The organism is Variovorax sp. VRV01 (assembly GCF_014852545.1).
Lineage (GTDB): Bacteria > Pseudomonadota > Gammaproteobacteria > Burkholderiales > Burkholderiaceae_C > Variovorax > Variovorax beijingensis_A.
This window is the reverse complement of record NZ_JACVBS010000030.1, coordinates 32,985-56,767: the sequence shown is the minus strand read 5'-3', so window position 1 is coordinate 56,767 and position 23,783 is coordinate 32,985. Positions and strand designations below refer to the sequence as shown.

21 protein-coding genes are annotated in these 23,783 nt (G+C 65.8%); 14 read left to right on the top strand and 7 right to left on the bottom strand.

Annotated elements, in window-relative coordinates:
- The 8 genes from IB278_RS31720 to IB278_RS31685 all read left to right on the top strand — a co-directional run.
- Window positions 1-1,004 (top strand): DUF2345 domain-containing protein (locus IB278_RS31720; RefSeq protein WP_192328129.1); only part of this gene is annotated, 1,004 nt, incomplete at its 5' end.
- Between the two features lie 49 nt (window positions 1,005-1,053).
- Window positions 1,054-5,916, top strand: a complete 4,863-nt coding sequence (locus IB278_RS31715) for an RHS repeat-associated core domain-containing protein (RefSeq protein ID WP_192328127.1) — start codon at window positions 1,054-1,056, stop codon at window positions 5,914-5,916.
- Window positions 5,888-6,334 carry a hypothetical protein gene (locus IB278_RS31710; protein WP_192328124.1) on the top strand — a complete coding sequence of 149 codons (447 nt, stop codon included), beginning with the start codon at window positions 5,888-5,890 and terminating at the stop codon, window positions 6,332-6,334. The genes IB278_RS31715 and IB278_RS31710 overlap by 29 nt, the downstream gene beginning before the upstream one ends.
- A gap of 67 nt (window positions 6,335-6,401) precedes the next feature.
- On the top strand, window positions 6,402-6,812 hold the full coding sequence (locus IB278_RS31705) for a hypothetical protein (RefSeq protein WP_192328122.1): 411 nt from the start codon (window positions 6,402-6,404) through the stop codon (window positions 6,810-6,812).
- A 143-nt stretch (window positions 6,813-6,955) separates the two neighbouring features.
- Window positions 6,956-7,924 carry an RHS repeat-associated core domain-containing protein gene (locus tag IB278_RS31700; RefSeq protein WP_318646726.1) on the top strand — a complete coding sequence of 323 codons (969 nt, stop codon included), beginning with the start codon at window positions 6,956-6,958 and terminating at the stop codon, window positions 7,922-7,924.
- On the top strand, window positions 7,921-8,427 hold the full coding sequence (locus tag IB278_RS31695) for a hypothetical protein (protein WP_192328135.1): 507 nt from the start codon (window positions 7,921-7,923) through the stop codon (window positions 8,425-8,427). The genes IB278_RS31700 and IB278_RS31695 overlap by 4 nt, the downstream gene beginning before the upstream one ends.
- A 54-nt stretch (window positions 8,428-8,481) precedes the next feature.
- Window positions 8,482-8,751 carry a hypothetical protein gene (locus IB278_RS31690; protein WP_192328119.1) on the top strand — a complete coding sequence of 90 codons (270 nt, stop codon included), beginning with the start codon at window positions 8,482-8,484 and terminating at the stop codon, window positions 8,749-8,751.
- 32 nt (window positions 8,752-8,783) lie between these two features.
- Window positions 8,784-9,158, top strand: a complete 375-nt coding sequence (locus IB278_RS31685) for a hypothetical protein (RefSeq protein ID WP_192328116.1) — start codon at window positions 8,784-8,786, stop codon at window positions 9,156-9,158.
- A gap of 303 nt (window positions 9,159-9,461) precedes the next feature.
- On the opposite strand, the gene IB278_RS31680 is transcribed toward IB278_RS31685, so the two are convergent.
- From IB278_RS31680 to adh, 7 genes are all read right to left on the bottom strand, one after another.
- Entirely contained in the window at window positions 9,462-9,749 is a 288-nt protein-coding gene (locus IB278_RS31680; protein WP_192328113.1) for a copper-binding protein, read from the bottom strand.
- A 30-nt stretch (window positions 9,750-9,779) separates the two neighbouring features.
- Entirely contained in the window at window positions 9,780-10,286 is a 507-nt protein-coding gene (locus IB278_RS31675) for a plastocyanin/azurin family copper-binding protein (protein ID WP_192328110.1), read from the bottom strand.
- A 58-nt stretch (window positions 10,287-10,344) separates the two neighbouring features.
- On the bottom strand, window positions 10,345-11,760 hold the full coding sequence (locus IB278_RS31670; RefSeq protein ID WP_192328107.1) for a multicopper oxidase family protein: 1,416 nt from the start codon (window positions 11,758-11,760) through the stop codon (window positions 10,345-10,347).
- Window positions 11,761-11,796: 36 nt separating this feature from the next.
- Window positions 11,797-13,221, bottom strand: coding sequence for a TolC family protein (locus IB278_RS31665; RefSeq protein ID WP_192328104.1), 1,425 nt, complete (start codon window positions 13,219-13,221; stop codon window positions 11,797-11,799).
- Entirely contained in the window at window positions 13,218-13,553 is a 336-nt protein-coding gene (locus IB278_RS31660; RefSeq protein WP_192328101.1) for a hypothetical protein, read from the bottom strand. Before IB278_RS31660 ends, IB278_RS31665 begins: the two co-directional genes overlap by 4 nt.
- A 129-nt stretch (window positions 13,554-13,682) precedes the next feature.
- Window positions 13,683-14,123 carry a hypothetical protein gene (locus IB278_RS31655; protein ID WP_192328098.1) on the bottom strand — a complete coding sequence of 147 codons (441 nt, stop codon included), beginning with the start codon at window positions 14,121-14,123 and terminating at the stop codon, window positions 13,683-13,685.
- Between the two features lie 133 nt (window positions 14,124-14,256).
- Window positions 14,257-15,777: an aldehyde dehydrogenase gene (gene adh / locus IB278_RS31650; RefSeq protein WP_192328094.1), complete on the bottom strand. Its 1,521-nt coding sequence runs from the start codon at window positions 15,775-15,777 to the stop codon at window positions 14,257-14,259.
- Window positions 15,778-16,057: 280 nt separating this feature from the next.
- Here adh and IB278_RS31645 point away from each other — a divergent pair, with 280 nt between their 5' ends.
- The 6 genes from IB278_RS31645 to IB278_RS31620 all read left to right on the top strand — a co-directional run bounded on the left by IB278_RS31645 (window position 16,058) and on the right by IB278_RS31620 (window position 23,779).
- On the top strand, window positions 16,058-18,019 hold the full coding sequence (locus IB278_RS31645) for a sigma-54-dependent Fis family transcriptional regulator (RefSeq protein WP_192328091.1): 1,962 nt from the start codon (window positions 16,058-16,060) through the stop codon (window positions 18,017-18,019).
- A gap of 164 nt (window positions 18,020-18,183) precedes the next feature.
- A complete protein-coding gene (locus IB278_RS31640) occupies window positions 18,184-19,689 on the top strand; it encodes a sensor domain-containing diguanylate cyclase (protein ID WP_225613297.1) in 1,506 nt (501 codons plus the stop codon).
- 150 nt (window positions 19,690-19,839) lie between these two features.
- Entirely contained in the window at window positions 19,840-21,177 is a 1,338-nt protein-coding gene (locus IB278_RS31635; protein WP_192328088.1) for an MFS transporter, read from the top strand.
- A 37-nt stretch (window positions 21,178-21,214) separates the two neighbouring features.
- Window positions 21,215-22,270 (top strand): aromatic ring-hydroxylating oxygenase subunit alpha, encoded by a 1,056-nt coding sequence (locus IB278_RS31630; protein WP_145743950.1) that lies wholly within the window; start codon window positions 21,215-21,217, stop codon window positions 22,268-22,270.
- Window positions 22,267-23,232 carry a PDR/VanB family oxidoreductase gene (locus tag IB278_RS31625; RefSeq protein ID WP_192328085.1) on the top strand — a complete coding sequence of 322 codons (966 nt, stop codon included), beginning with the start codon at window positions 22,267-22,269 and terminating at the stop codon, window positions 23,230-23,232. Before IB278_RS31630 ends, IB278_RS31625 begins: the two co-directional genes overlap by 4 nt.
- Before the next feature lie 79 nt (window positions 23,233-23,311).
- Window positions 23,312-23,779 carry a MarR family winged helix-turn-helix transcriptional regulator gene (locus tag IB278_RS31620; protein ID WP_145743946.1) on the top strand — a complete coding sequence of 156 codons (468 nt, stop codon included), beginning with the start codon at window positions 23,312-23,314 and terminating at the stop codon, window positions 23,777-23,779.
- Window positions 23,780-23,783: the final 4 nt, after the last annotated feature.

The window sequence follows — 23,783 nt, the reverse complement described above, 5'->3', positions numbered from 1 at the left end:
AGGCCACCACGGCCGCGAGCACCCACCTCGCGAGCGTGGAACACACGGCCATCACGAGCGGCGCGCACACCAGCGTGGCCACGGGCAACAGCTTCCTGGTGAGCGCCAAGGATGCGGTGCGCATGGTCGCCTTCAACAACGGCATCCGCATGGCGGCGGCGGCGGCGGACATCGACCTCACGGCGCTCAGGGACAGCATCAACGCGCTGGCCAAGCTGGACATCAAGATGGAGGCCAACCGGATCACCATCACGGCGAAGGAAGAGGTGCTCGTCAACGGCGGCTCCAGCTACACGCGCTGGACCGCCGGCGGCATCGAGAGCGGCACCAACGGCCTGTGGCGTGCGCATGCGGCTTCGCATTCGATGGTGGGGCCGAAGAGCGACGGACAGCCCCGGCTCCCGCAGCCGGCCCAGCTTCCCAGGGGGCAGCTCGACCTGTACCACCAGTACGTCAAGGCCGACGGCGCGACGCGCCAGGGCGTGAAGCAAGGCGACTACACGGTGGTCGACTCCGACGGCGGCACGCACACCGGCAAGCTCGACGCGAACGGCTTCGCCTCCGTGGCCGGGCTTCCGCTCGGCCAGGCCAAGGTCACGTTCGGCGGCGATCCGAGCGATCCCTGGGATACGGGCAGCTACTTCGGCCAGCCGAACCGCTGGCCCGCCCAGCCTGCGAGCGACAAGGCCATCGATGCGGGAGGTGGCGGATCGAGCTTGCTCGGCGGCGCAGCAACGGGCCTGCTGGGCCAGGCTGGTGGAGCACTGGGCAGGGCGGCCGGCCTCGTGAGCCAGGCCAGCGAGGCGGCAAGCACGGCGCAGCAGGCCGTCGGCGCCGTGCAGGCCATCCAGCAAGGCGGCGCCAAGGCATTGCTGGGCCAGGTCGGCCAGGCGGCCACCGGCATGGCCGCGCAGACCGTGGGCGCCATGGTGCCCAAGCTGCCCGCGTCGCTGCCTTCGATGCCGACGCTGCCGCTCGGCCAGACGCCGGGCTTCGCGGGCTGATCGCCGGCGCCGCTCGACGACCACAAGAGAACAAGGGAGAGATTCGCGAATGGCTGACCAGGCCCCCCAGAACGATGCGCAAGGTGCGCAAGCCACCGAGCGCGCGCGCCAGACCGCGGTGGCGCCGCTCAACACCATCGGCGAGGAAGACATCGGCGCCGGCGCCGCCAAGATCGACAAGTGGCTGCGCAAGCTCACCAACGACTACGTCACGCTGAACGTGCTGACGACCTTCGCGGGCAGCCTGCCGGTCATCGGCAACATCATGGCGCTCATCGACGCGGTCTGGGACCTCGTCGAGATGGTCACCAAGAAGGCGTACAGCGATGTGCTGCAGTGGGTGAGCCTGGCCATCAACCTGCTGGGCGTGATCCCGTTTCCGCCCGCCACCGGCGCGGCGCGCATGAGCCTGCGGCCCATGCTGCACCTGCTCAAGCAGGAGATCGCCAAGTCGGCCAGGAACGTGGTGCCGAACATCGGCGAGGCGTTCATCGCCGTGCTCGTCACCCACCTGAACGACACCATTGCCGGCACGCTCGACAAGTTCGTGGACGAGGCGCTCGGCTACCTCGACGACTTCCTGCAGTCCTGCGCGAAAAAGGTCGACGGCATCGCCGATGCGCTGATCGGCGCGCTGCAGGTGGCGCTCGGCGAGAAACCGGTGTTCGCAACCGGCGCCGCTGCCGAGAGGAACACCTACGACCCCAAGACCCAGAGCACCTGGAGCCGCATGATGGCCGCCGCGGCCGAGGCCGCGAAGAAATCCGCCAACTACGTGGCCGCCACCACGAGCCACTATGCGCTGCCCGACAGCGCCAAGGCGATGATCCGGGACACCGTCGCCAGCCTGACCGACCTCAAGGGCGCGGCTCGCCGGCAGATCATGCGGCTGGGCGACGAGAGCCTGCAGTACGGCATCAAGTGGATGATCAAGATCCTCAAGGATGCATTGCTCAGGCGCAAGGGAAAGCACAGCGCCAACATTTCCGCAAACAACGGAACGCAGGTGGAGAGCAAGAAGCCCGGCGGCGAACAGGGCGCCACGTCTGCCCAGGTGCCGGCCAGCGGCGACCCCAGCTGCAAGAACTGCACGAATGCCGCCGCGGGCGGCGCCATCAGCCTGGCCACCGGCTGCGAGAGCTTCGACCACACCGACTTCGTACTCGGCGCGCCCCTGCCCATCACCTGGACGCGCACCTACCGCAGCGACCTGGCCGCCTTCGACCAGGGCAGCCTTGGCGCGCGCTGGATCACGCCCTACAGCACGCGCGTGGACGTCGCCAAGGCCGCCAAGGGCCGCCGCCAGGGCCAGATGAGCCTGATCTATCACGGCGCCGACGGCCGCAGCCACGCCTTTCCGCTGCTGGCCGTGGGACAGAGCCATCGCAACCCGATCGAGGAGATCACCCTCACGCGCCTGAGCGAGCGCCTGCTGGCGGTCGACTTCGGCAAGCCCATGCCGGCCGGCGAAGCCGCCGACTGGCGCGAAACCTACGAGCTCGTCGACACCATCGCCGCCAAGTCCGGCTCGCAAGGCAAGCAGCACTTCCGGCTGGTGGCGCAGCACACGCGCAGCGGCGCTGCCATCGGCCTGCGCTACGACCACGTGATTGCCGCCACCGGCGAGCAGGTGCTGAGCGACATCGTCAGCAGGCAGGGCGAGGCCATCATCGCCCACGTCGGCACCCAACCCGATGCGCAGACCGGCCTCATCAAGGCCCTGTGGGAGCTGAAGGACGGCCGCGTCGTTCGCCAGCTGGCCGCCTACACCCACGATGGCGAAGGCGATCTCGCCACCGCGCAGGACGAGAACGGCGCCGGCTGGCAGTACAGCTACAGCCACCACCTCGTCACGCGCTACACCGACCGCACCGGCCGCGGCATGAACCTGCAGTACGACGGCACCGGCGCCGACGCCAAGGCCATGCGCGAGTGGAGCGACGACGGCAGCTTTGCGCTCACGCTCGAGTGGGACAAGAACATCCGGCTCACCTACCTGACCGACGCCCTCGGCGCCGAGACCTGGTATTACTACGACGTGCTGGGCTACACCTACCGGATCATCCACCCGGACAAGCGCGAGGAATGGTTCCTGCGCGACGACGCCAAGAACATCACACGCCACATCCACACCGACGGCACCACCGACGACTACGTCTACGACGCCAACGGCAACCTCAAGACCCACACCCGCGCCGACGGCAGCAGCGTCCATTACGCCTACGACGCGCGCCACCGCATCACCGGCATCCTCGATGCCGAGGGCGGCGCCTGGAAGCGCGACTACGACGCGAACGGCAACCTCACCGAAGAGATCGATCCGCTCGGCCACAAGACCGAATACGCCTACGACCCCGCCGGGCGCCCCGTGCGCATCACCGACGCCAAGGGCGGCATCAAGACCCTCGCCTACACCCCCGACGGCCAGCTGGCCAGCCACACCGACTGCTCGGGCAAGACCACCCAGTGGGCCTACGACGGCCGCGGCCGCCTGGCCAGGATCACCAACGCCCTGGGCCACGCCACCCGGTACCGCTACACCGAAGCCGGCGAAACCGCGCGGGCCGCGATGCCGGCGGACCACGCCAACCACCCGGGCCAGCTCGAGGAGATCGTCCACCCCGACAACACCAGCGAGCATTTCGCGCACGACGCCGAGGGCCGCCTGCTCGCCCACACCGACGCGCTGGGCCGCCGCACCAGCTACAGCTACACCCGCGCCGGCCTCGTGTCCCAGCGCACCGACGCGGCCGGCCACACCCTCAAGTACCACTGGGACCTGCTGGGGCGCCTGCGCGAACTGCACAACGAGAACGGCAGCCGCTACGACTTCCGCTACGACCCGGTCGGCAGGCTGCTCGAGGAAACCGGCTTCGACCGCAAGACCACCCAGTACCGCTACGACGAAGCCCGCGGCGTGCTGGCCGAGGTCATCGAGGCCGGCCACAGCACCCGGCTCGAATTCGACCCCCTGGGCCGCCTGAGCGAGCGCCAGGCCGGCGACCAGGCCGAGCGCTTCGCCTACGACCGCAACGGCCGCCTGGTCGAGGCCACCAACGCCGAGGCCAGGCTCCAGTGGTTCTACGACCGCGCGGGCAACCTCGTGCGCGAGCACCAGCACTACCTGGACCATGGCCACACGGCGGTCTGGCAGCACGGCTACGACGAGCTCCACCAGCGCGTCGCCAGTGTCCGCCCCGACGGCCACATCACCCAATGGCTCACCTACGGCTCGGGCCACGTGCACGGCCTGCTCGTGGACGGCCAGGACATCCTGGGCTTCGAGCGCGACGACCTGCACCGCGAGACCGGCCGCGACCAGGGCAACGGCCTGCACCAGGGCTCGAAGTACGACCCGGCCGGCCGGCTGCTGGAGCAGCAGATCTCGCAGACGAAACCCGGCGCGATCGAGGCCGTGGGCATCCGCCGCAGCTATACCTACGACAAGGCCGGCCAGCTGGTGGCCATCGGCGACAGCCGCCGCGGCAACCTGAGCTACCGCTACGACCCGGTGGGGCGCCTCTTGGAAGCCCACAGCCGCCTGGGCCGCGAGACCTTCGCCTTCGATCCGGCGGGCAACATCGGCGACCCTTCAGCCGCTGGGGCGGACACACAGGCGGCCGGCCGCATCACCACGCGCGTGGCGGTGCGCCTGAACGGCGATGGCCGCAGCATGGCCGGCCGGCTGATGGACAACCTGCTCAAGGACTATGCGGGGACCCACTACAGGTGGGACGAGCGGGGCAACCTGGTCGAGCGCAGCCGCAATGGAGAAAAGACCACCTTCACCTGGGATGGCTTCAACCGCATGCGCAGTGCCGAGACCTTCGGTGAGACCACGAGCTTCAGCTACGACGCGCTGGGCCGGCGCATCGCCAAGCGAAGCTCACACGCGACGACCTTGTTCGGCTGGGACGGCGACACGCTGGCCTTCGAGAGCACGCAAAGCACCGAGGCTCGGCAAGAGCTGCAAGCCTGGCGCGGCGACAGCGTGCACTACCTCCACGAGCCCGGCTCGTTCGTGCCGCTGGTGCAGATTCGCCAGGCGCAGGCCGTTGCGCTGAGCCAGACCACCGACGTGAAGGCGCTGATCGCGGCCAATGGCGGGCGCTACGACATCGAACAGGATCCGCTGTGGAACGGGGAGCAGCTCAACACGCCCGCCCCGTTCGCGAAGGAAGAGATCGCGTTCTACCAGTGCGACCACCTGGGCACGCCGCAGGAGCTGACGGACCATGAAGGACGCATTGCCTGGTCGGCCAGCTACAAGGCCTGGGGGGAGGCCAAGCAGGCGATCAGCGAGGCGGGACGCAGGGCCGGGTTCAGGAATCCGATCCGGTTCCAGGGGCAGTACTTTGACGACGAGACGGGGCTGCACTACAACCGGTATCGGTATTACGACCCGGTGAGTGGGCGGTTTGTTAGCACAGATCCGATTAAATTAGAAGGCGGATTTAATACCCACGTCTATGCTTCCAATCCGACTGAATGGACTGATCCGCTTGGCCTGAGTTCGAAGAAAAACAATGCCCAGTCTCCATCAACCCCCGCTTGCCGAAATCGTCGCCAAGCGCTGAATAGCGCCAAAGATTTGGCAGGAATACCTCGTTCACAACAAGCTGCCGGTCAATGGCAAGTTGGAAACGATCCAAGAAGGCGCGGCAGCAAAAACTACGTCTACTCCGAAAATCCTGCAGAGTTTGGTCGATTTTACGAATATGCAGACGCAACCGGTGCGAGAAAAGTAGTTGTTGAACACACGAGTGACCCGAGGCGAGGCCCGCATGCACATGCGGGCGAAGCAAAAGGAAGCGATCCGAGGAATTACGATTTCAGAAATCAAAGATATCAAAAAATCGATGACCCAAAAACTGGAGACCATCATGTCGACTACGGCTGCGGACAAAATTAGAGAAAAAATTACTCAACGCCGAGGCAACGAATTACTGCAGAAGCTTGAAGGATTAGAAGCCGGTGTCTTGACTAAATCCAGCAATTACGATCTATCGTGGCACACGACAGCAACAAAAGAAAACAGCGCATACGAATCAAAGCCCACATTACTCTTTCCAATAGATACTTCTCTCGAAATAATATGCAAAAAATTTGAAGAATTCACAAAAAAACACGGCGCCGAATTGTTAATTCAATTTGAACAACCGTTTGTTATGAAAATAAAAATTCGAGAACCGGAGAGCTTCATTCGTAGCCTCTACAAGAATCAAAGGACAAAAGATTTGACCATCTTCAAGATGCACCCGGATGCTGTTTTTGAAGTACAGGAATTGGAATACGATATCAAGCTATTTGTAGTCAATAAGACTATTTAGATCTTAGACACCCCGCGCACCAGTACTTCTTTAACCCCGCCTCCACTATCTCGAGCCAAAATCTCCAATGCGACTACTTATATCACCACTGCTCCTCCTCGCTGCCAGCATCAGCTTTGCCGCGGAGACCACCCCAAAAGAAATCAATTTAGGAAAATTGCACCAGCGCTACGTCAAAGCAGGCTATTCGACCTTGGACTTGCCAGAATTCAATAGGAGGATTGCATTTTCCGGGGTCGTGATGGGAGGACCGAGCAGAGGCTTCAAAAGAGGCCCAGATAGCGCGAATGGAAGTGCTTTGCTCAGAGCGGGAGTTGCCGGTTCGGAAAGCGAACTGGTTCGCATGGTTGCACGCGATGCCACCAGCGAAGCCCAAATGGGAGCTCTAACAGCCGGGACTGCATTCAAGGCCACGTGCACCGTTGCATTTGCCTCGGGCACGGGCTATATCCCGTTGCAGGATTGCGTTTTTCGCTGAGCGAAGCGTTCAAGACCGCGTAGGTCTATATCGCCACGTAGCGCATCTCAGCTACGACGCGTTGGGACGGCGACACGCTGGCCTTCGAGAGCACGCAGAGCACCGAGGGCCAGCAGGAGCTGCAGGCCTGGCGCGGCGACAGCGTGCACTACATCCACGAGCCCGGCTCGTTCGTGCCGCTGGTGCAGATTCGCCAGGCGCAGGCCGTTGCGCTGAGCCAGACCACCGACGTGAAGGCACTGATCGCGGCCAACGGCGGGCGCTACGACATCGAGCAGGATCCGCTGTGGAACGGGGAGCAGCTCAACACGCCCGACCCATTCGCGAAGGAAGAGATCGCGTTCTACCAGTGCGACCACCTGGGCACGCCGCAGGAGCTGACGGACCACGAGGGACGCATCGCCTGGTCGGCCAGCTACAAGGCCTGGGGGGAGGCCAAGCAGGCGATCAGCGAGGCGGGACGCAGGGCCGGGTTCAGGAATCCGATCCGGTTCCAAGGGCAGTACTTTGACGACGAGACGGGGCTGCACTACAACCGGTATCGGTATTACGACCCGGTGACGGGGAGGTTTGTCTCAAGCGACCCGATTGCTCTGCTGGGTGGCCTCCATGCATATACGGTCAATCCTGTTCAATGGACCGATCCAACTGGCTTGGCATCGCAGTGGCAGGCCAACTGGGAGGAGAAGTATGGTCCCTTGCCAAGTGGCTATCAGGTCCACCACGTGATACCCAAGAGTGCCTCTTCCGTGGCTGCTGCCAAAAAGCTATGCCCGAATTTTGATGTGCACAACGTAGACAATCTCATCGCGTTGCCGAAGGATTCATCAGTTGCTCAAATAAACGGAAACGGCGCGGGATTCGGAAAGACAACCCATTACGGATATCACGCAGGGTACAGCGCCGCTGCAGAAGTCGCCATGGCTGGTGCGGCTCGATTCAAAGGCAACGGTGGAAGCGGATGCACCAAGCTGAAGGTTGTCCAAACGGCACTGAGAACACAGCTTTCAAACGGTGGACTCACCATGTACGGGAATCAACATCCAAATGGAGTTCCTGGTGTAACGACCGATTGGAAGAACAGCATCAAAGACAATATAAGGGCGCAATGATGGCGGAAAACTGGGAACAATTGCTCTCCAAGGCTCAGCCTCTGGTGGACTATCTTCATCGCGACGGGTATTTCAATCAAGGGTTTTCAGGTGACAGAACTGCGAATTTGGTGATCTCTGATCCGGAAGTAGCCATAGATTTCGCGACCAACGACTCTTTTGAGATGTTCGACGAGTGGCAAACAGTAAGCGATTCTCCGGACGTCTTTCCGCCAGCCTTTGAGTGGAAGAGGTGGATCGACTTCAATCTGAGGAAAAACGACTACTTCGGCTTGAGGGGGAAAAACTTCAACGGTGCCGACACGAAGTGGACAAGAGGTGATGGATGTTTGCTAATCGAGTTGATGCACAGAGACATACGAATCCTGCTCAATTGCTATGCAAACGACAGTTTTCCTGAGATTTGGAAGAATATCCAGAGTGCATACTTCAATGATGGCTTTCCATGTGGCTGGGACGGAAAGCTCCCGTTTGGAAAGCTGGTTGTCTACTCCAATGAATGATCAAAACCCTCCAAATGATTGCACTTTTTGCGATTAATAAGCTCGAGAAATTAAATGAAAGAAGCATGGATATTCAATGGCACTGGGGGTCGATTTCCATCGGCTGTTTTTGAAACCAAATCAGAGGCTGAAGATTGGATTAAAAATTGCAAATTGTCCGGCGTCTTAACAAAATATCCGATGGGAATCTCCGTTTATCAATGGGCGATCGATAGCGAGAATTTCAAAGTGAAGGGTGAACGAGATTGTTCACCAGAATTTATTCAGAAATTCTCCTCTGCTGCTCAAGAGCACATGCATTACGAGAACGGCTCAGCGAAATGAATTCCCCACATTCCCCAACAAAAGAGGAGGTGATGAACGATGAACCCAGGGTTCACGCCTACAAGCTCCTTGACGAGTTTGTTGAAGCAATAAATCAAGACGATCGACAAAAATTAAGAAGCCAATTTGACGTTCCCGAAGCATTGGCCGAAGAAATCCAAGGAGTGATTCGCGATTACTATCTCGGCGAAAACCCTTTACTCGGAATCGCTCCTTTTGAAACTGCGTTTTCAGCAAAAGGATCCAGAAGACCAGGCATCGAGTTATTCAAGATGAATGACGACAGTCGATGGGGCGCCGAATGCGTCCTATGGAAAAACGAAAAACCAAGCGAGCCGATCCTGCATGTCGAGTTTTTTGGCCAAGCTTCGAGCTTAAAGCTGCAATACAAATACATCGGCTCTTGATGCCAACTTAAGAGACATCACCTTCGGCCGTCCTACGAAAGGACGCGTGCCGGTTATTGGACGAATGCGCGCCATACCGCCGACAAATGATTCTTCGCCCACAAGATGCCCTTCAGCCACGGCGCCCTGGCCGGCGCATCGCCGGGCGCTCGTAGGACGGCGACACGCTGGCCTTCGAGAGCACGCAGAGCACCGAGGCGCGGCAGGAGTCACAAGCCTGGCGCGGCGACAGCGCGCACTACCTCCAAAGCCCGGCGCCTTCGCGCCGCCGGTGCAGATCAGGCCGGTTGCGTTACGCCAGCTTCAGCGCGCAGGCTCGATATGCGTCACAACAATCTTCCCGTCCATCTTCCCCGCATCAAAGCGCACCTTGTCCCCCGCCTGGAACTTGTCCAGCACGGCCTCGTCGCTCACCCCGAAGACCATGGTCATGCCGGGCATGTCCAGGCTCTTGAGCGGGCCGTGCTTGATCGTGAGTTTCTTGTTGTCCTTGTCCACCTTGCGGATCTCGCCGTCGGCAAGTTCCGCGGCGGAGACCGTGAAGGCCAATGCGGCCAGCGCCGCCATGAGTGAAATGCGAATCTTCGACATGGTCATGTCTCTCCTGGAGGTTGGGGTTTCTTACTTGGCGGCCGCGGTCTTGGCCACGGTGACGGCGCCCTTCATGCCGGCGTCGTAGTGGCCCGGCTGCAGGCATGCGAAGTCGACCTTGCCGGCCTTGGTGAACTGCCACACGATCTCGCCGCTCTTCCCCGCGGCCAGGGTCACCATGTTCGGATCGGCATGCTCCATCTCGGGGTTCTTCTTCATGGCTTCGTAGTGCTCCTTGAGTTCCTTCTCGGTGCCGAGCACGAGCTCATGCTTCAGCTGGCCCGAGTTCTTGACGACGAAGCGCACGGTCTCGCCCTGCTTCACATTGATGTCGGCGGGCGTGAAGCGCATGCCGTCGGTCATGTCGACGTTGATGGTTCGCGTGGCCTTGGCGGCCACGCCGGGTTGGCCGATGGCCGCTTCGGCGTCGCCGTGGCCATGGCCCCCGGCGTGGTTGCCGGCAGCGGAGGCGCCTGCGGCCGCCAGGGCGGTGAGCGCGGCGAAGGCGGTGTTGCGGAGGATGTTGTTGTGCTTCATGGTTGGATTCCTTCTGAAGGTTGGAGGTTGGAAGAAGAGAGAAAGGAGAAATGAAAAATCAGTGGCCGGTGTGGCCGCTGCCTGGCTTGCGGATCTGGACTTCGATGTTCTTCGCGGGCATGTTCTGCGCGGGCATCGCGGCCGCACCGGCATCGCGCCGGCGCGAGGTCTCCGGTGACGGGCCGTCGAACTCGTAGGCCACGGTGCCCTTGGGATGCTTGAACCAGCCGGGGTTGCTGTAGTCGCCGGGCTTCTGGTTCCTGCGCACCTTGACCACGCTGAACATGCCGCCCATCTCGACCGAGCCGAACGGCCCTTCGCCGGTCATCATTCGCGCGGTGTTGTCGGGAATGGGCATCTCCATCTCGCCCATGTCGGCCATGCCGCGCTCGCCCATCACCATGTAGTCGGGCACCAGGTTCGTGATCTGCCTGGCCACGTCCTTGTGGTCCAGGCCGATGAGGGTGGGCACGTCGTGGCCCATCGCATTCATGGTGTGGTGGCTCTTGTGGCAGTGGAAGGCCCAGTCGCCCTCCTCGTCGGCCAGGAACTCGATCTGGCGCATCTGACCGACGGCCACGTCGGTGGTCACCTCGTACTGGCGCGTGCTCTTGGGGGTCGGCCCGCCATCGGTGCCGGTGACGAGGAACTCGTGCCCGTGCAGGTGCATCGGGTGGTTGGTCATCGTCAGGTTGCCGATGCGGATGCGCACCTTGTCGTTGAGCCGCACGTTGAGCGAGTCGATGCCGGGGAAGATCCGGCTGTTCCAGGACCACAGGTTGAAGTCCAGCATCGTCATGATCTTGGGCGTGGCGCTGCCGGGCTCGACGTCGTAGGCGTTGAGCAGGAACACGAAGTCGCGGTCGACCTTCTCGATCAGCGGATGCTCGGCCTTGGGGTGCGTCACCCAGAAGCCCATCATGCCCATGGCCATCTGCGTCATCTCGTCGGCATGCGGGTGGTACATGAAGGTGCCGGGCCGGCGCGCGACGAACTCGTAGACGAAGGTCTTGCCCGGGCGGATCGGCGGCTGCGTGAGGCCGGTGACACCGTCCATGCCGTTGGGCAGGCGCTGGCCGTGCCAGTGCACGCTGGTGTGCTCGGGCAGCTTGTTGGTCACGAAGATGCGCACGCGGTCGCCTTCGACCACCTCGATGGTCGGGCCGGGCGACTGGCCGTTGTAGCCCCACAGGTTGGCCTTGAAGCCGGGGGCCATCTCGCGCACCACGGGCTCGGCCACCAGGTGGAACTCCTTCACGCCGTTGTTCATGCGCCAGGGCAGCGTCCAGCCGTTGAGCGTGACCACGGGGTTGTAGGGCCGTCCGCTGGATGGCATGAGCGGCGGCATGGTGTTGGGCGTGGTCTGGGTCACGGGCTCGGGCAGCGCGGCCATCGCCACCTTGCTCACGCTCGCGGCCGCGAGGGCGCCGGTGATGGCACCGGCGCCGCCGAGGAAATTGCGTCTGTTTGTCATGTGGTTCGAATTCGTTGGTGAGTGCAGGTGGCGCATTCAATGGGCGGCGCCGGCGGAGGCGGCTTCGCCCCCCGCGCTGGCGGTCGGTGTACCGACGGCCGTGGGCTTGCCGATCACCGAGGCCGCCAGCGCGGCATCGGCCAGCCAGAACTGCTGCTGGGCGTTGATGGCGTTGCTCACGCTGGCGATCTGGTCGCGCGCCTCGGCCAGCAGCTCGAAGACGCCGATCAGCATGCCGTTGTAGCGAAGCACGTTCTCGTCGGCCATGGCCTGGCGCAGCGGCACGATCTCGTCGCGGTAGTGCCGCGCGATGTCGTAGGCGGTGCGGTAGGCCGAGTAGCCTTCGCGCAACTGCGACGAAGCGCCACGCACGGTGGCGTCGTAGCGGTTGGCCGCGGCCAGCGACTGCGCATTCAACGCGTCGCGCTGCGCCGAGCCCCAGTCGAACAGCGGCAGCCGGATGTCGAGCTCGAAGCCGCGCCGCGTGCTCCGGGTGCCTTCGGCGTTGTCGAACACGGTGTCGCGCCGGCCGCCGACCTCCACGTCGACGAAGGTCGACAGCAGGTTGATGCCCTGCGACTTGCCCGCCACGTCGAGCTGGGCGCGCGCGAGCTGCACGTCCAGGCGCTGCTCGGTCGCGGTGGCGGCCACTTCCTTGGCCTCGCGCGGCGCTTTCGGCAGATCGGGCAGCCGGTCGGGCAAGGCCAGCCTGGCGGCCTGCACATCATCGAGACCCAGGGCGCGCACGAGCTCCTCGCGCGCGGCGGTGGCGGCGTGCTGCGCCGATGCCAGCTGCGTGGTCGCGTCGGCATAGAAGACCTGCTGGCGCGCGCGCTGCAGCTTGCTGAAGTTGCCGATCTGCTGCATACGCCGCGCGAGTTCCGCGCTGGCCTGCGCCGAGCGGTTGACCTGCTCGGCGTACTGCAGCAACTGTTGCGCAGCGACGGCGCGGACCCAGGCCTGCCGCACCTGCGTGACCTGGTCGACCACCGCGCCGGTGAGCTGCACCTTGGCCTGGCTCGATTGGCTGCGCGAGATCGACAGGCGCTGCGGCAGCAGGAGGAGGTCCACGAGGCCGAAGGACAGCAGCCGCCCGATCTCGAGTTCGCTGTTCAGGCGCATGCGCTCGAAGCTGAAGACCGGGTTGGGCAGCCGGCTCGACTGGTTGGCCGCGGCGATGTCGCCCCAGCTCTGCGCGACCAGGGCCTGCACCGCGGGGCTGTTGGTGAGCGCGAGCTGCACCGCGTCGCTTTGCGACAGCGGCCTGGACAGCAGCTCCTGCGCGAGCGCGACGCGGCGGTCGCGCTGCTCCTGCGTGCGGCTGAGCTCGAGCTTGCCGCCGGTGAACTGCCCGGCCTGGGTGTTGGTGTCCTGCAGCGCGTCGTCGATGCCGACCGAGGCGCAGCCGGCCAGCAAGACGGCCGCCGCCGCGAGGGCCGTGAGGCGCACGGCGCGCTTCATGGCTTCTGCTCCTTTTTCGAGGGAGGCATCGGCATCGTGTGCCCCTGGTGCGCGGCCGGTGCATCGGAGGCGCTGCCACCCGCGGCCTCCTCGGCATAGGCCTTCCAACCGCCGCGCTGGCGGACGGTCTCGTTGGCCTGCTTCCACGGAATGGGCTTGTCATCGGTGAAGGGCCGGTAGCCCTCGAACGCGGACCGGTAGCTCAGGGCGGTGGGCGCGCCGGCGGCGCCTTCGTCCGCCGATGGGGCGGACGCCGGCTGGGCCGCGGCGGCGAGCGCGGCCGCCACGGCTGGAAAGACAGCCAGCCAACGGGCCGGCAATGAATGGAACATGGAAACCTCGCATGGTCATGAACGGAATGCGTCACGGCACCCGGAGGGGCATGACGCAGGCGATGCATGCGCGTTCGCTGCTGTGCTGCGGCGGCCCGATGACCGGGCGCACGCAGGCGCACGAACGCTTCAGGCGCGAGGAGGTTTGTCGAGGAGGCGCGGCGCGACCGAGGCCACCGTGCTGGCGGGCTCGGTCAGGTCGGCGCGCGGAAGGCCCTGGAACACGATCAGTTCCAGCGTGCTGGTGAGCGCGGTGGCATGGCAGGCGCCGCAGGTGCCGCACTTGTGCATGCCATCCGGATCCGCATGGGCGGTGGTGCCGGCGCTGTGATCGCCGGCGGATGGCCCAGCGTCCTGCGCGGCGGCTTCGTGGTGGTGATGGTCTGCATGCCCATCGCCGTGCGCCTGCTGCACGTGCCGATGCGCTGCGGCCGGCGCGGCGGTTGCCGCAACCGCCAAGGCCGCACCCTCGTGGCCCGGCCCGCAAAAGACCATGGCTGCCGCCGCGTATGCCTGGAAGGGCACGGCAAACATCACGATCCAGAGGACAAAGAGGCGAACCCGGTGCATGCGGAGATTGTAGATAGAGCGGCAATGCCTGTCCGTATTCGACGGGCATGCATGCCACTCTAGCGATCCAGTCCGACGGTTTCCCGTCGGCTGGATTACAGCGCCGTCATCTTCGTCGGGCGCCGCCGTGCCGTCAGAAGAACCCGAGCTTCTTGGGCGAATAGCTCACGAGCAGGTTCTTGGTCTGCTGGTAGTGGTCGAGCATCATCTTGTGCGTTTCGCGGCCGATGCCCGATTCCTTGTAGCCGCCGAAGGTGGCGTGCGCCGGGTAGGCGTGGTAGCAGTTGGTCCATACGCGGCCGGCCTGGATGGCGCGGCCCATGCGGTAGGCGGTGCTGCCGTCGCGCGTCCACACGCCGGCGCCCAGGCCGTAGGGCGTGTCGTTGGCGATCTCCAGCGCCTCGGCCTCGGTCTTGAAGGTGGCGATCGCGAGCACGGGGCCGAAGATCTCCTCCTGGAAGATGCGCATCTTGTTGTGGCCCTTGAACAGCGTGGGCTCGATGTAGTAGCCGCCGGCCAGTTCGCCGCCGAGCTGCGCGCGGCCGCCGCCGGTCAGGCACTGCGCGCCCTCTTCCTTGCCGAGCGCGAGGTAGCTCATGATCTTGTCCATCTGCATGGCCGAGGCCTGGGCGCCCATCATGGTGTCGGTGTCGAGCGGATGGCCCTGCTTGATGGCCTTGATGCGCTCGAGCGCGCGCGCCATGAACTTGTCGTAGATCGACTCCTGGATCAGCGCGCGCGACGGGCAGGTGCAGACCTCGCCCTGGTTGAACGCGAACAGCACCAGGCCTTCGATGGCCTTGTCGAAGAAGTCGTCGTCCGCGTCGGCGATGTCCTCGAAGAAGATGTTGGGGCTCTTGCCGCCGAGCTCCAGCGTGGCCGGAATCAGGTTGCCGGCCGCGGCCTGCGCGATGACGCGGCCGGTGGCGGTGGAACCCGTGAAGGCGATCTTCGCGATGCGCTTGCTGCCCGCCAGCGCCATGCCGGCTTCGCGGCCGTAGCCGTTCACGATGTTGAGCACGCCGGGCGGCAGCAGGTCGGCCAGCAGCTCGGCCATCACCATGACGCTCACCGGCGTGGATTCGGCGGGCTTGAGCACGACGCAGTTGCCGGCGGCAAGCGCGGGCGCGAGCTTCCATGCGGCCATCAGGATCGGGAAGTTCCACGGAATGATCAGCCCCACCACGCCCAGCGGCTCGTGGAAGTGGTAGGCGATGGTGTTCTCGTCGATCTCGCTCAGTGCGCCTTCCTGTGCGCGCAGGCAGCCGGCGAAGTAGCGGAAGTGGTCGATGGTCAGCGGAATGTCGGCGTTGAGCGTCTCGCGGATGGGCTTGCCGTTGTCCACGGTTTCCGCATAGGCGAGCAGTTCGAGGTTCTGCTCCAGGCGGTCGGCGATCTTCAGCAGCACGTTGGCACGCTCGGCCGGCGAGGTGCGGCCCCATTGGCTGGCGGCGGCATGGGCCGCGTCGAGTGCGAGCTCGATGTCTTCGGCACCCGAGCGGGCGGCGCGCGTGTAGGGCTTGCCGGTGATCGGCGTGATCACGTCGAAGTACTGGCCCTTCACCGGCGGCACGAACTTGCCGTTGATGAAGTTGTCGTAGGCCGGCTTGAAGTCGATCTTTGCACCGGGGGTGTTGGGGCTGGCGTATTGCATGGTCTCTTGTCTCCGTCGGGTAAGGGGTGGAAGGCGACCGCGCAAGCCGGATGCCGCGCGGTCCCGCGTGCTGCATTGCACACGCCATGCCACCCCCTCTTGGGCGCGAATGCTCTGATCTGGCGCAAGAACCGGGTCAGTTTCTTACGCCAGACTGCGCAGCAGAGCGTGCCGCGCTGAGCAGCTGTCACGAAACGGAACAGTGCACCGCCGCATTCATGCTCGAACGTTCGATGCCGTGACACCAGGGCCCGGAGAGGCCCTATTGGAGACAACCGAGATGCAGACGACTTCACACCACGTCGCCGCGCGCACGCCGGGCTCGCGCCTGCGCGAGGCGCGCCGCCAGCTGACCACCACCGGCGAGGTGGCCGACGGCCTGATCGATGCCGCGTTGCGCCGAAGCTGGGAGCGCAGCCGCGGCTTCGGCCTGGCACCGGCCGGCCGCGCGCCGGGCGCGCCCCATGCCTCCGCGGCGCAGCTGGCACGCGCGCTCGAGCAGCAGCGCGAACTGGCCTCCCATGCGCGGCCGGTGATGGAGTTCCTGTTCGAGCAGATGCGCGACACCGACAGCCTGGTGATCCTTGCCGACGCACAGGGCATGCTGCTGGAGGCCATGGGCGATGCGAATTTCGCGGACCGCGCACAGCGCGTGGCGCTGCGACCCGGCGCCAACTGGCATGAACGCTGGCGCGGCACCAATGCCATCGGCACCGCGCTGGCCGACGCGGCGCCGCTGGTGGTGCATGCCGGCGAGCACTACCTCGACCGCAACGGCTTTCTCACCTGCACGGCCGCGCCGATCACCGGCCCCGACGGCCGCGTGCTGGGTGTGCTCGACATCTCGGGCGACCACCGCGGCCACCACCGCCATGCGCTGGCGCTGGTGCGGCTGGCGGTGCGCACGGTCGAGCAGAAGCTGTTCGACACGCGCCACGCCGCCGACCTGCGGCTGCGCCTGCATCTGCAGCCCGAGGGCATCGGCAGCGTGGCCGAGGGCCTGCTGGCGCTGTCGGACGACGGCCGGCTGATGGGCGCGAATGCGGCCGCGCTCGCCATGCTGGGCCTGTCCCGCGCCGACGTGGGCGCCGCCGCCGTCGAGCAGCTGCTGCAGCTGGATATGACGACGCTGATGGCCTGGTGCCGCCAGCCGGGCGGCGCGCCACGCACGGTGCGCCGGCACGACGGCAGCGCGCTCTGGCTGCGCGTGGAGGCTGGCCGCCATGTGCTCACGTCCTCGCCCGGCGCGGCCCCGGCGCCGCGTGCGGCGGAAAAAACACACGCCGACGCGCTGGCCGCGCTGGACACCGGCGACCCGGCCATGCAAGCCGCCGTCGAGCGCGCCCGGCGGGTGCTCGACAAGCCGATCTCATGGCTGCTGCTGGGCGCCTCCGGCGTCGGCAAGGAAGTGTTCGCGCGGGCGCTGCATGCGAGCGGAACGCGCCGGGACGGGCCGTTCGTTGCGGTCAACTGCGCCGCGCTGCCGGAGCAGCTGATCGAGGCCGAGCTCTTCGGCTACCGGCCCGGCGCCTTCACCGGCGCGAGCCGCGACGGCGCAGCCGGCCGCATTCGCGAGGCGCACGGCGGCACGCTGCTGCTCGACGAGATCGGCGACATGCCGCTCGCACTGCAGGCACGGCTGCTGCGCGTGCTGCAGGACCAGCAGGTGACGCCGCTGGGCGGCGGCAAGCCGGTGGCGGTGGACTTCCGCCTGGTGTGCGCGACACACCGCAACCTGCGCCGCGAGATCGAGGCCGGGCGCTTCCGCGAAGACCTGTACTACCGGCTCAACGGCCTGTCGCTCCAGCTGCCGGCGCTGCACGAACGGCAGGACCTGCCGCACCTGGTCGCGCAGATGCTGCGCGGCATCGAGCCCGGGCGCGAGCTGCGGCTGGCGCCCGAGCTCGCGCTGGCCATGTCGCGCTACCGCTGGCCCGGCAATTTGCGCCAGCTGAACAGCGCGCTGCACACCGCCTGCGCCCTGCTGGGCGAACACGAGGCGCAGATCGACTGGTGGCACCTGCCCGACGACCTGGCCGACGAACTGCGCGGCATTTCCGCGGAGGAGCCCACGGCGCCCGCGATGCCCACCGGCAGCGCAGCGGACCTGAAGGCCGTCTCGGCACGCGCGGTGTCGCAGGCGATGCAGTCGTGCGCCGGAAATCTCTCCGAAGCCGCGCGCCGCCTGGGGATCAGCCGGAACACGCTCTATCGCAAGCTGCGCCAGTTGCCGCCGGGCTGACGCGCGCAACCAAGCGGCGGCCGGATGCGCGGGGCCTCGCCTTCGGATACATTGGGGCCGCATTCGCCTCCGGCGAGCCACCCCATCATTCCCCCTTCCGCCGCCATGCTTCTTTGCCCTGAAAGCGCGTAGTGCTTCGCGGACCCTCCATCACCGCCCGGACCATGGCTTTCGTGGCCGTCGTCTGCCTCAGCCTGCTGGCGATCGACTTCTGGAACAGCTGGGAGTCCCGCGCCGACCAGCTCCAGCAGATGAACGTGGCCGCGTCGAACCTCGCGCGCGCCATGGCGCAGCAGGCCGACGACGCCATCAAGAAGGCCGATACGGTGCTGGTCGGCATGGTCGAACGCGTCGAACAGGACGGCACCGATCCGGCCAGCGTGGCCCGGCTTCGCCGTGTGCTGTCCATGCGGGTCGCTGAACTGCCGCAGCTCGACGGCCTGCACATCTACGACAAGGACGGCAACTGGGTTGCGAACTCCCGTTCCACGCCGCCGGAAAACCTCAACAACGCAGGCCGGGAGTATTTCGTCTATCACCGAACGCACGTGGACCGCGGACCGCACATCGGCATTCCGGTGCACAGCCGCACCAGCGGCCGGCTGCTGGTTCCGGTTTCGCGGCGCATCAACCATGCGGATGGCAGCTTTGCCGGCGTGGCGCTCGCAACGATCCACGTCGAGTTCTTCTCCAGGTTCTACGACAGCCTGGACATCGGCCAGGCCGGCGCCGTCGCGCTGGTGCTCGAAAACGGAACCATGATGACGCGCCGGCCCTACAGCCCCGACATGGTGGGCCGGAACATGCAGGAAACCGAGCTCTTCCGCGCCTACACCGCGCAAGGGCCGGTCGGAATGGCTTTCATCAAGTCGGCGCAGGACGGCGTGACGCGGTTGAACAGCTTCCGGCGCCTGGCCAACTATCCGCTGTTCGTTTCCGCGGCGCTGTCCAAGGACGAGATCCTGGCCAACTGGTGGCGCGAAATGCTTTGGCATTCGGGCGGCGTTCTTCTGCTGACCTTGATCGTCGGCTTCATCGGGTGGCGGCTGGTGCGGCAGTTCCAGCTCCAGACCCGCACCGAGGCAGAGCTGCGGCAGGCGCGCGATGCGCTGGAAACGCTCAACAAGACCCTCAACACCCTGGCCATGGAAGACGGCCTGACCGGGCTCGCGAACCGCAGGCAGTTCGACGTGGCGCTGGACAGCGAATACAGCCGCGCGGCGCGCACGGCGAGCACGCTGGCCCTGATCATGATGGATGTGGATTGCTTCAAGCAGTACAACGACATCTACGGCCACGCGGCAGGCGACGAGTGCCTGCAGACCATCGGCCGCACCATCGCCCGCGTCGCGTCGCGGCGCCCGGGAGATCTTGCGGCACGCTATGGCGGAGAGGAACTCGCGGTGCTGCTGCCGAACACCGACGTGGCGGGCGCCGTGATGCTGGCCGAACGCATCCGCAGCGCCGTGCGCGACCTCAAGATCGAGCACGCAGGCTCTGCCGACGGGTTCGTGACGCTGAGCGCGGGCGTGGATGCGCTGAGCCCCGCGGCCGGGAAGGCGGGCCAGCCCAAGGAGCTGATCCGGGCCGCCGACAAGGCGCTGTACGCGGCCAAGACGGGCGGGCGCAACCGGGTGTGCGCACCGACGGTGCAGCCTGTGCCTGCGTGACCCCGCGGGCCCGCCGCTTCAGCCAAGGGTAAACCCCAGTCGATGAGCTCTTGATTCCACGCAGGATGATTCAGTACACTGATTGTCATTCAGTGTACTGAATCAAGGAGCGCCAGCAATGTACTTGGCTGCCCTGCACAAGGAGACACATTGACCCACGATCTACGCAAGACCTTCGATGAAGGCCCCATGAGCCGCTTCCAGTGGAGCGCCATCACGATCTGCATCACGCTGATCATGCTCGACGGCTTCGACGTGCTGGTCATGGCCTTCACCGCCGCCAGCGTGTCGGCCGAATGGAAGCTCGGCGGCGCTCAGCTCGGCGTGCTGTTCAGTGCCGGCCTGTTCGGCATGGCCGCCGGCTCGCTGTTCCTCGCGCCGCTGGCCGATCGCTTCGGACGCCAAGCCGTCATCCTGCTGTGCCTGGTGGTGATCGCGCTCGGCATGGGGCTGTCGGCGCTGTCCCGGAGCAGCACGCAGCTGGCCGCGCTGCGCGCGCTCACCGGCCTGGGCATCGGCGGCATGCTGGCCAGCGTGGGCGTCATCACCTCCGAATACGCATCGAACAAGTGGCGCAGCACCGCGGTGGCCCTGCAGGCGACCGGCTATCCGATCGGCGCGACCATCGGCGGCAGCATCGCCGCCGTGCTGCTGGAGCGCTACGGCTGGCGTTCGGTCTTCCTCTTCGGCGGCCTTGCCACGGCGCTGATGATTCCGCTGGTGCTGTGGCGCCTGCCCGAATCGGTCGACTTCCTCGTCTCCAGGCGTCCCGCCGGCGCGCTGCGCAAGCTCAACGCGCTGCTGCGCCAGATGGGGCGTCCGGCACTGGCCGAACTCCCTCCGCTGCCGCCGGCCGGCGAGCGCTCCGCCTCCACGGTGGCGAGCCTGTTCAACGCAGGCCTGGCGCGCTCGACACTGCTGCTGTGGGCCGCGTTCTTCCTGTTGATGTTCGGTTTCTACTTCGCGCTCAGCTGGACGCCGAAGCTGCTGGTTTCGGCAGGGCTGTCGGCGCGGGAAGGCATCACCGGCGGCGTGCTGCTGAACATCGGCGGCATCGTCGGAGGCAGCCTGTTCGGACTGCTGGTCGCGCGGCTGGACCTCGGGCGCCTGACGGCCGCCAGCCTCGCCATCACGGCGCTGGCCATGGCCGCGTTCGGCGCGGCCACCGGCCACCTGGGCGCATCGTTCGCGATCGCCTTCCTGATCGGCGGATTCATCTTCGGCTCGATGGCCGGGCTCTATGCCTTCGCACCGGTGATCTATCCGGCCGCCGTGCGCACGACCGGCATGGGATGGGCGATCGGCATCGGCCGCATCGGCGCCATCCTCGCGCCGCTCATCGCAGGGATGCTGCTCGACCGCGGCTGGCAGCCGCCGCATCTCTACTACGCCTACGCGCTGCCACTGGTGGCAGCGATGGCTGCCGTCCTCGCGCTGCGCCGCAGCGCCGCGGCGCAGCCGGCCGGCCGCGTGGCCGCCGCCCACTGATCCCTCGTTCCAACCCAGCCATCCGAAGGAGAGCTACATGTTCCCGAAAAACACCTGGTACGTGGCCTGCACCGGCAACGAAATCGACGACAAGCCCCTGGGCCGCAAGATCTGCGGGGAGAACCTCGTGCTGTACCGCGCCGCCGAAGGCAAGGCCACGGCGCTGGAGGACTTCTGCCCGCACCGCGGCGCGCCCCTGTCCCTGGGCCGGGTGGTCGAGGGCAAGCTGGTGTGCGGCTACCACGGCCTGGAGATGGGCTGCGACGGCAAGACGGTCGCCATGCCCGGACAACGCGTGCGCGGCTTCCCCGCGATCCGCTCCTTCCCCGTCATCGAGCGCTACGGCTTCGTCTGGATCTGGCCCGGCGACCCCGCCCTGGCCGACCCGGCCAAGCTGCATCACCTCGAATGGGCCGAAAGCCCCGACTGGGCCTACGGCGGCGGCCTGTTCCACATCCACTGCGACTACCGCCTGATGATCGACAACCTGATGGACCTGACGCACGAGACCTACGTGCACTCGACCAGCATCGGCCAGAAGGAAATCGACGAGACGCCCACCACCACCAAGACCGAAGGCGACCAGGTCACGACCAGCCGCTTCATGGAGAACATCTCGGCGCCGCCCTTCTGGCGCATGGCGCTGCGCGGCAACCACCTGGCCGACGACGTGCCGGTCGACCGCTGGCAGATCTGCCGCTTCACGCCGCCGAGCCATGTGCTGATCGAAGTGGGCGTCGCCCACGCCGGCAAGGGCGGCTACCACGCCGATCCGGCGCACAAGGTGTCGAGCATCGTGGTGGACTTCATCACGCCCGAGACCGAGACCTCGCACTGGTACTTCTGGGGCATGGCGCGCAACTTCCAGCCGCACGACAAGGCGCTGACCGCGTCGATCCGCGAAGGCCAGGGCAAGATCTTCAGCGAAGACCTGGAGATGCTCGAATCGCAGCAGCGCAACCTGCTCGCCCATCCGGATCGCGCGCTGCTGAAGCTCAACATCGACTCGGGCGGCGTGCAATCGCGCCGCGTGCTGGAGCGCCTGATCGCGCAGGAAAGCCAGGCCCCGGCGACTACGGCAGGTGCGGCATGAACGCCTCCGAACTCAATGTGCGCGTCGCCCGCAAGCATGCGGAGGCGCTGGACATCTGCACCTTCGAGCTGGTGCACGTCGATGGCCACGCCTTGCCGGCGTTCTCGGCCGGCTCGCACATCGACGTGCATCTGCCGAACGGCCTCACGCGCCAATACTCGCTGTGCAACGATCCGCAGGAGAGCCACCGCTACCTGATCGGTGTGCTGCGCGATCCCTCGTCGCGCGGCGGCTCGCAGGCCATGCACGAGCTGGTGCAGGAGGGCAGCCTGCTGCGCATCAGCGCACCGAAGAACCATTTCCCGCTGGCCCATGCGGCCGCGCGCAGCGTGCTGATCGCGGGCGGCATCGGCGTGACGCCGATCCTGTGCATGGCCGAGCGGCTGGCACTGAGCGCGGCGCCTTTCGAGATGCACTACTGCACGCGCTCGCGCGAGCGCACCGCCTTTGCCGGGCGCATCGCGCAGTCCGCGTTCGCCTCGCAGGTGCAGTTCCACTTCGACGACGGCGACGCGGCACAGAAGCTGTCGCTGCCCCAGGCCATCGGCACGCCGCAGCCGGGCGTGCACCTGTACGTCTGCGGCCCGAAGGGCTTCATGGACTGGGTGCTGGATGCCGCGCGCACCGCCGGCTGGCCGGCCGAGCAGCTGCACTACGAGTTCTTCTCGGCCGAGATCGCCGCCTCGGACAGCGACGCGGCGTTCGAGGTCAAGCTGGCGAGCTCGGGGCGCATCGTCAAGGTTCCCAAGGACCGCACGGTGGTGCAGGCGCTTGCCGAGGCGGGCGTCGAGGTGGCGACCTCCTGCGAACAGGGCGTGTGCGGCACCTGCCTCACGCGCGTGCTGGAAGGCGAGCCGGACCACAAGGACATGTACCTGACGCCGGAAGAACAGGCCGCCAACGACCAGTTCACCCCGTGCTGCTCGCGCTCGCGCTCGGCAATGCTGGTGCTCGATCTGTAGCGGCCCGCACGGCGGTCGACCCCCTAGAATCGCGGGCTCCGCCCTTGCCGCCGGAGACCCGATTCAGCTTTCGACATCCATGCCCAGCCCCACTTCCGACGCCGCCGAGATCGACATCAACGACCAGCCGGGCCACCTGATTCGCCGGGCCCACCAGATCGCGGTCTCGGTGTTCCATGAGAAGCTGGGGCGCGACATCACGCCGGTCCAGTACGCGATCCTGCGCACCCTGCAGAAGAAGCCCGGCATCGACCAGGTCACGCTGGCCCAGCAGGTGGCGCTCGACACCTCCACCGCTGCCGACATTGCCGCGCGCCTGGAGACCAAGGGATGGATCACGCGCCAGGTGCTGGCACGCGGCCAGCGCGAACTGCGCCTGACCGCCGCGGGCACCGAGCTGCTCGCGCAGACGGTGCCGGCCATGGCCCAGATGCAGGACGCGCTGTTCAGCACCATGAGCGAGCAGGAGCGCCACGATTTCATGAAGCTGCTCGCCAAGTTCGTCACGGCCAACAACGACAGAAGCCGCGCGCCCATGCGCGCGTGAATGG

Bases quoted from the DNA above. Each gene is read 5' to 3' on its own strand.
- IB278_RS31715 (WP_192328127.1), top strand. From the start codon at position 1,054: ATGGCTGACCAGGCCCCCCAGAACGATGCGCAAGGTGCGCAAGCCACC.
- IB278_RS31710 (WP_192328124.1), top strand. From the start codon at position 5,888: ATGTCGACTACGGCTGCGGACAAAATTAGAGAAAAAATTACTCAACGC.
- IB278_RS31705 (WP_192328122.1), top strand. From the start codon at position 6,402: ATGCGACTACTTATATCACCACTGCTCCTCCTCGCTGCCAGCATCAGC.
- IB278_RS31695 (WP_192328135.1), top strand. From the start codon at position 7,921: ATGATGGCGGAAAACTGGGAACAATTGCTCTCCAAGGCTCAGCCTCTG.
- IB278_RS31690 (WP_192328119.1), top strand. From the start codon at position 8,482: ATGAAAGAAGCATGGATATTCAATGGCACTGGGGGTCGATTTCCATCG.
- IB278_RS31685 (WP_192328116.1), top strand. From the start codon at position 8,784: ATGAACGATGAACCCAGGGTTCACGCCTACAAGCTCCTTGACGAGTTT.
- IB278_RS31680 (WP_192328113.1), bottom strand. From the start codon at position 9,749: ATGTCGAAGATTCGCATTTCACTCATGGCGGCGCTGGCCGCATTGGCC.
- IB278_RS31675 (WP_192328110.1), bottom strand. From the start codon at position 10,286: ATGAAGCACAACAACATCCTCCGCAACACCGCCTTCGCCGCGCTCACC.
- IB278_RS31670 (WP_192328107.1), bottom strand. From the start codon at position 11,760: ATGACAAACAGACGCAATTTCCTCGGCGGCGCCGGTGCCATCACCGGC.
- IB278_RS31665 (WP_192328104.1), bottom strand. From the start codon at position 13,221: ATGAAGCGCGCCGTGCGCCTCACGGCCCTCGCGGCGGCGGCCGTCTTG.
- IB278_RS31660 (WP_192328101.1), bottom strand. From the start codon at position 13,553: ATGTTCCATTCATTGCCGGCCCGTTGGCTGGCTGTCTTTCCAGCCGTG.
- IB278_RS31655 (WP_192328098.1), bottom strand. From the start codon at position 14,123: ATGCACCGGGTTCGCCTCTTTGTCCTCTGGATCGTGATGTTTGCCGTG.
- adh (WP_192328094.1), bottom strand. From the start codon at position 15,777: ATGCAATACGCCAGCCCCAACACCCCCGGTGCAAAGATCGACTTCAAG.
- IB278_RS31645 (WP_192328091.1), top strand. From the start codon at position 16,058: ATGCAGACGACTTCACACCACGTCGCCGCGCGCACGCCGGGCTCGCGC.
- IB278_RS31640 (WP_225613297.1), top strand. From the start codon at position 18,184: ATGGCTTTCGTGGCCGTCGTCTGCCTCAGCCTGCTGGCGATCGACTTC.
- IB278_RS31630 (WP_145743950.1), top strand. From the start codon at position 21,215: ATGTTCCCGAAAAACACCTGGTACGTGGCCTGCACCGGCAACGAAATC.
- IB278_RS31625 (WP_192328085.1), top strand. From the start codon at position 22,267: ATGAACGCCTCCGAACTCAATGTGCGCGTCGCCCGCAAGCATGCGGAG.
- IB278_RS31620 (WP_145743946.1), top strand. From the start codon at position 23,312: ATGCCCAGCCCCACTTCCGACGCCGCCGAGATCGACATCAACGACCAG.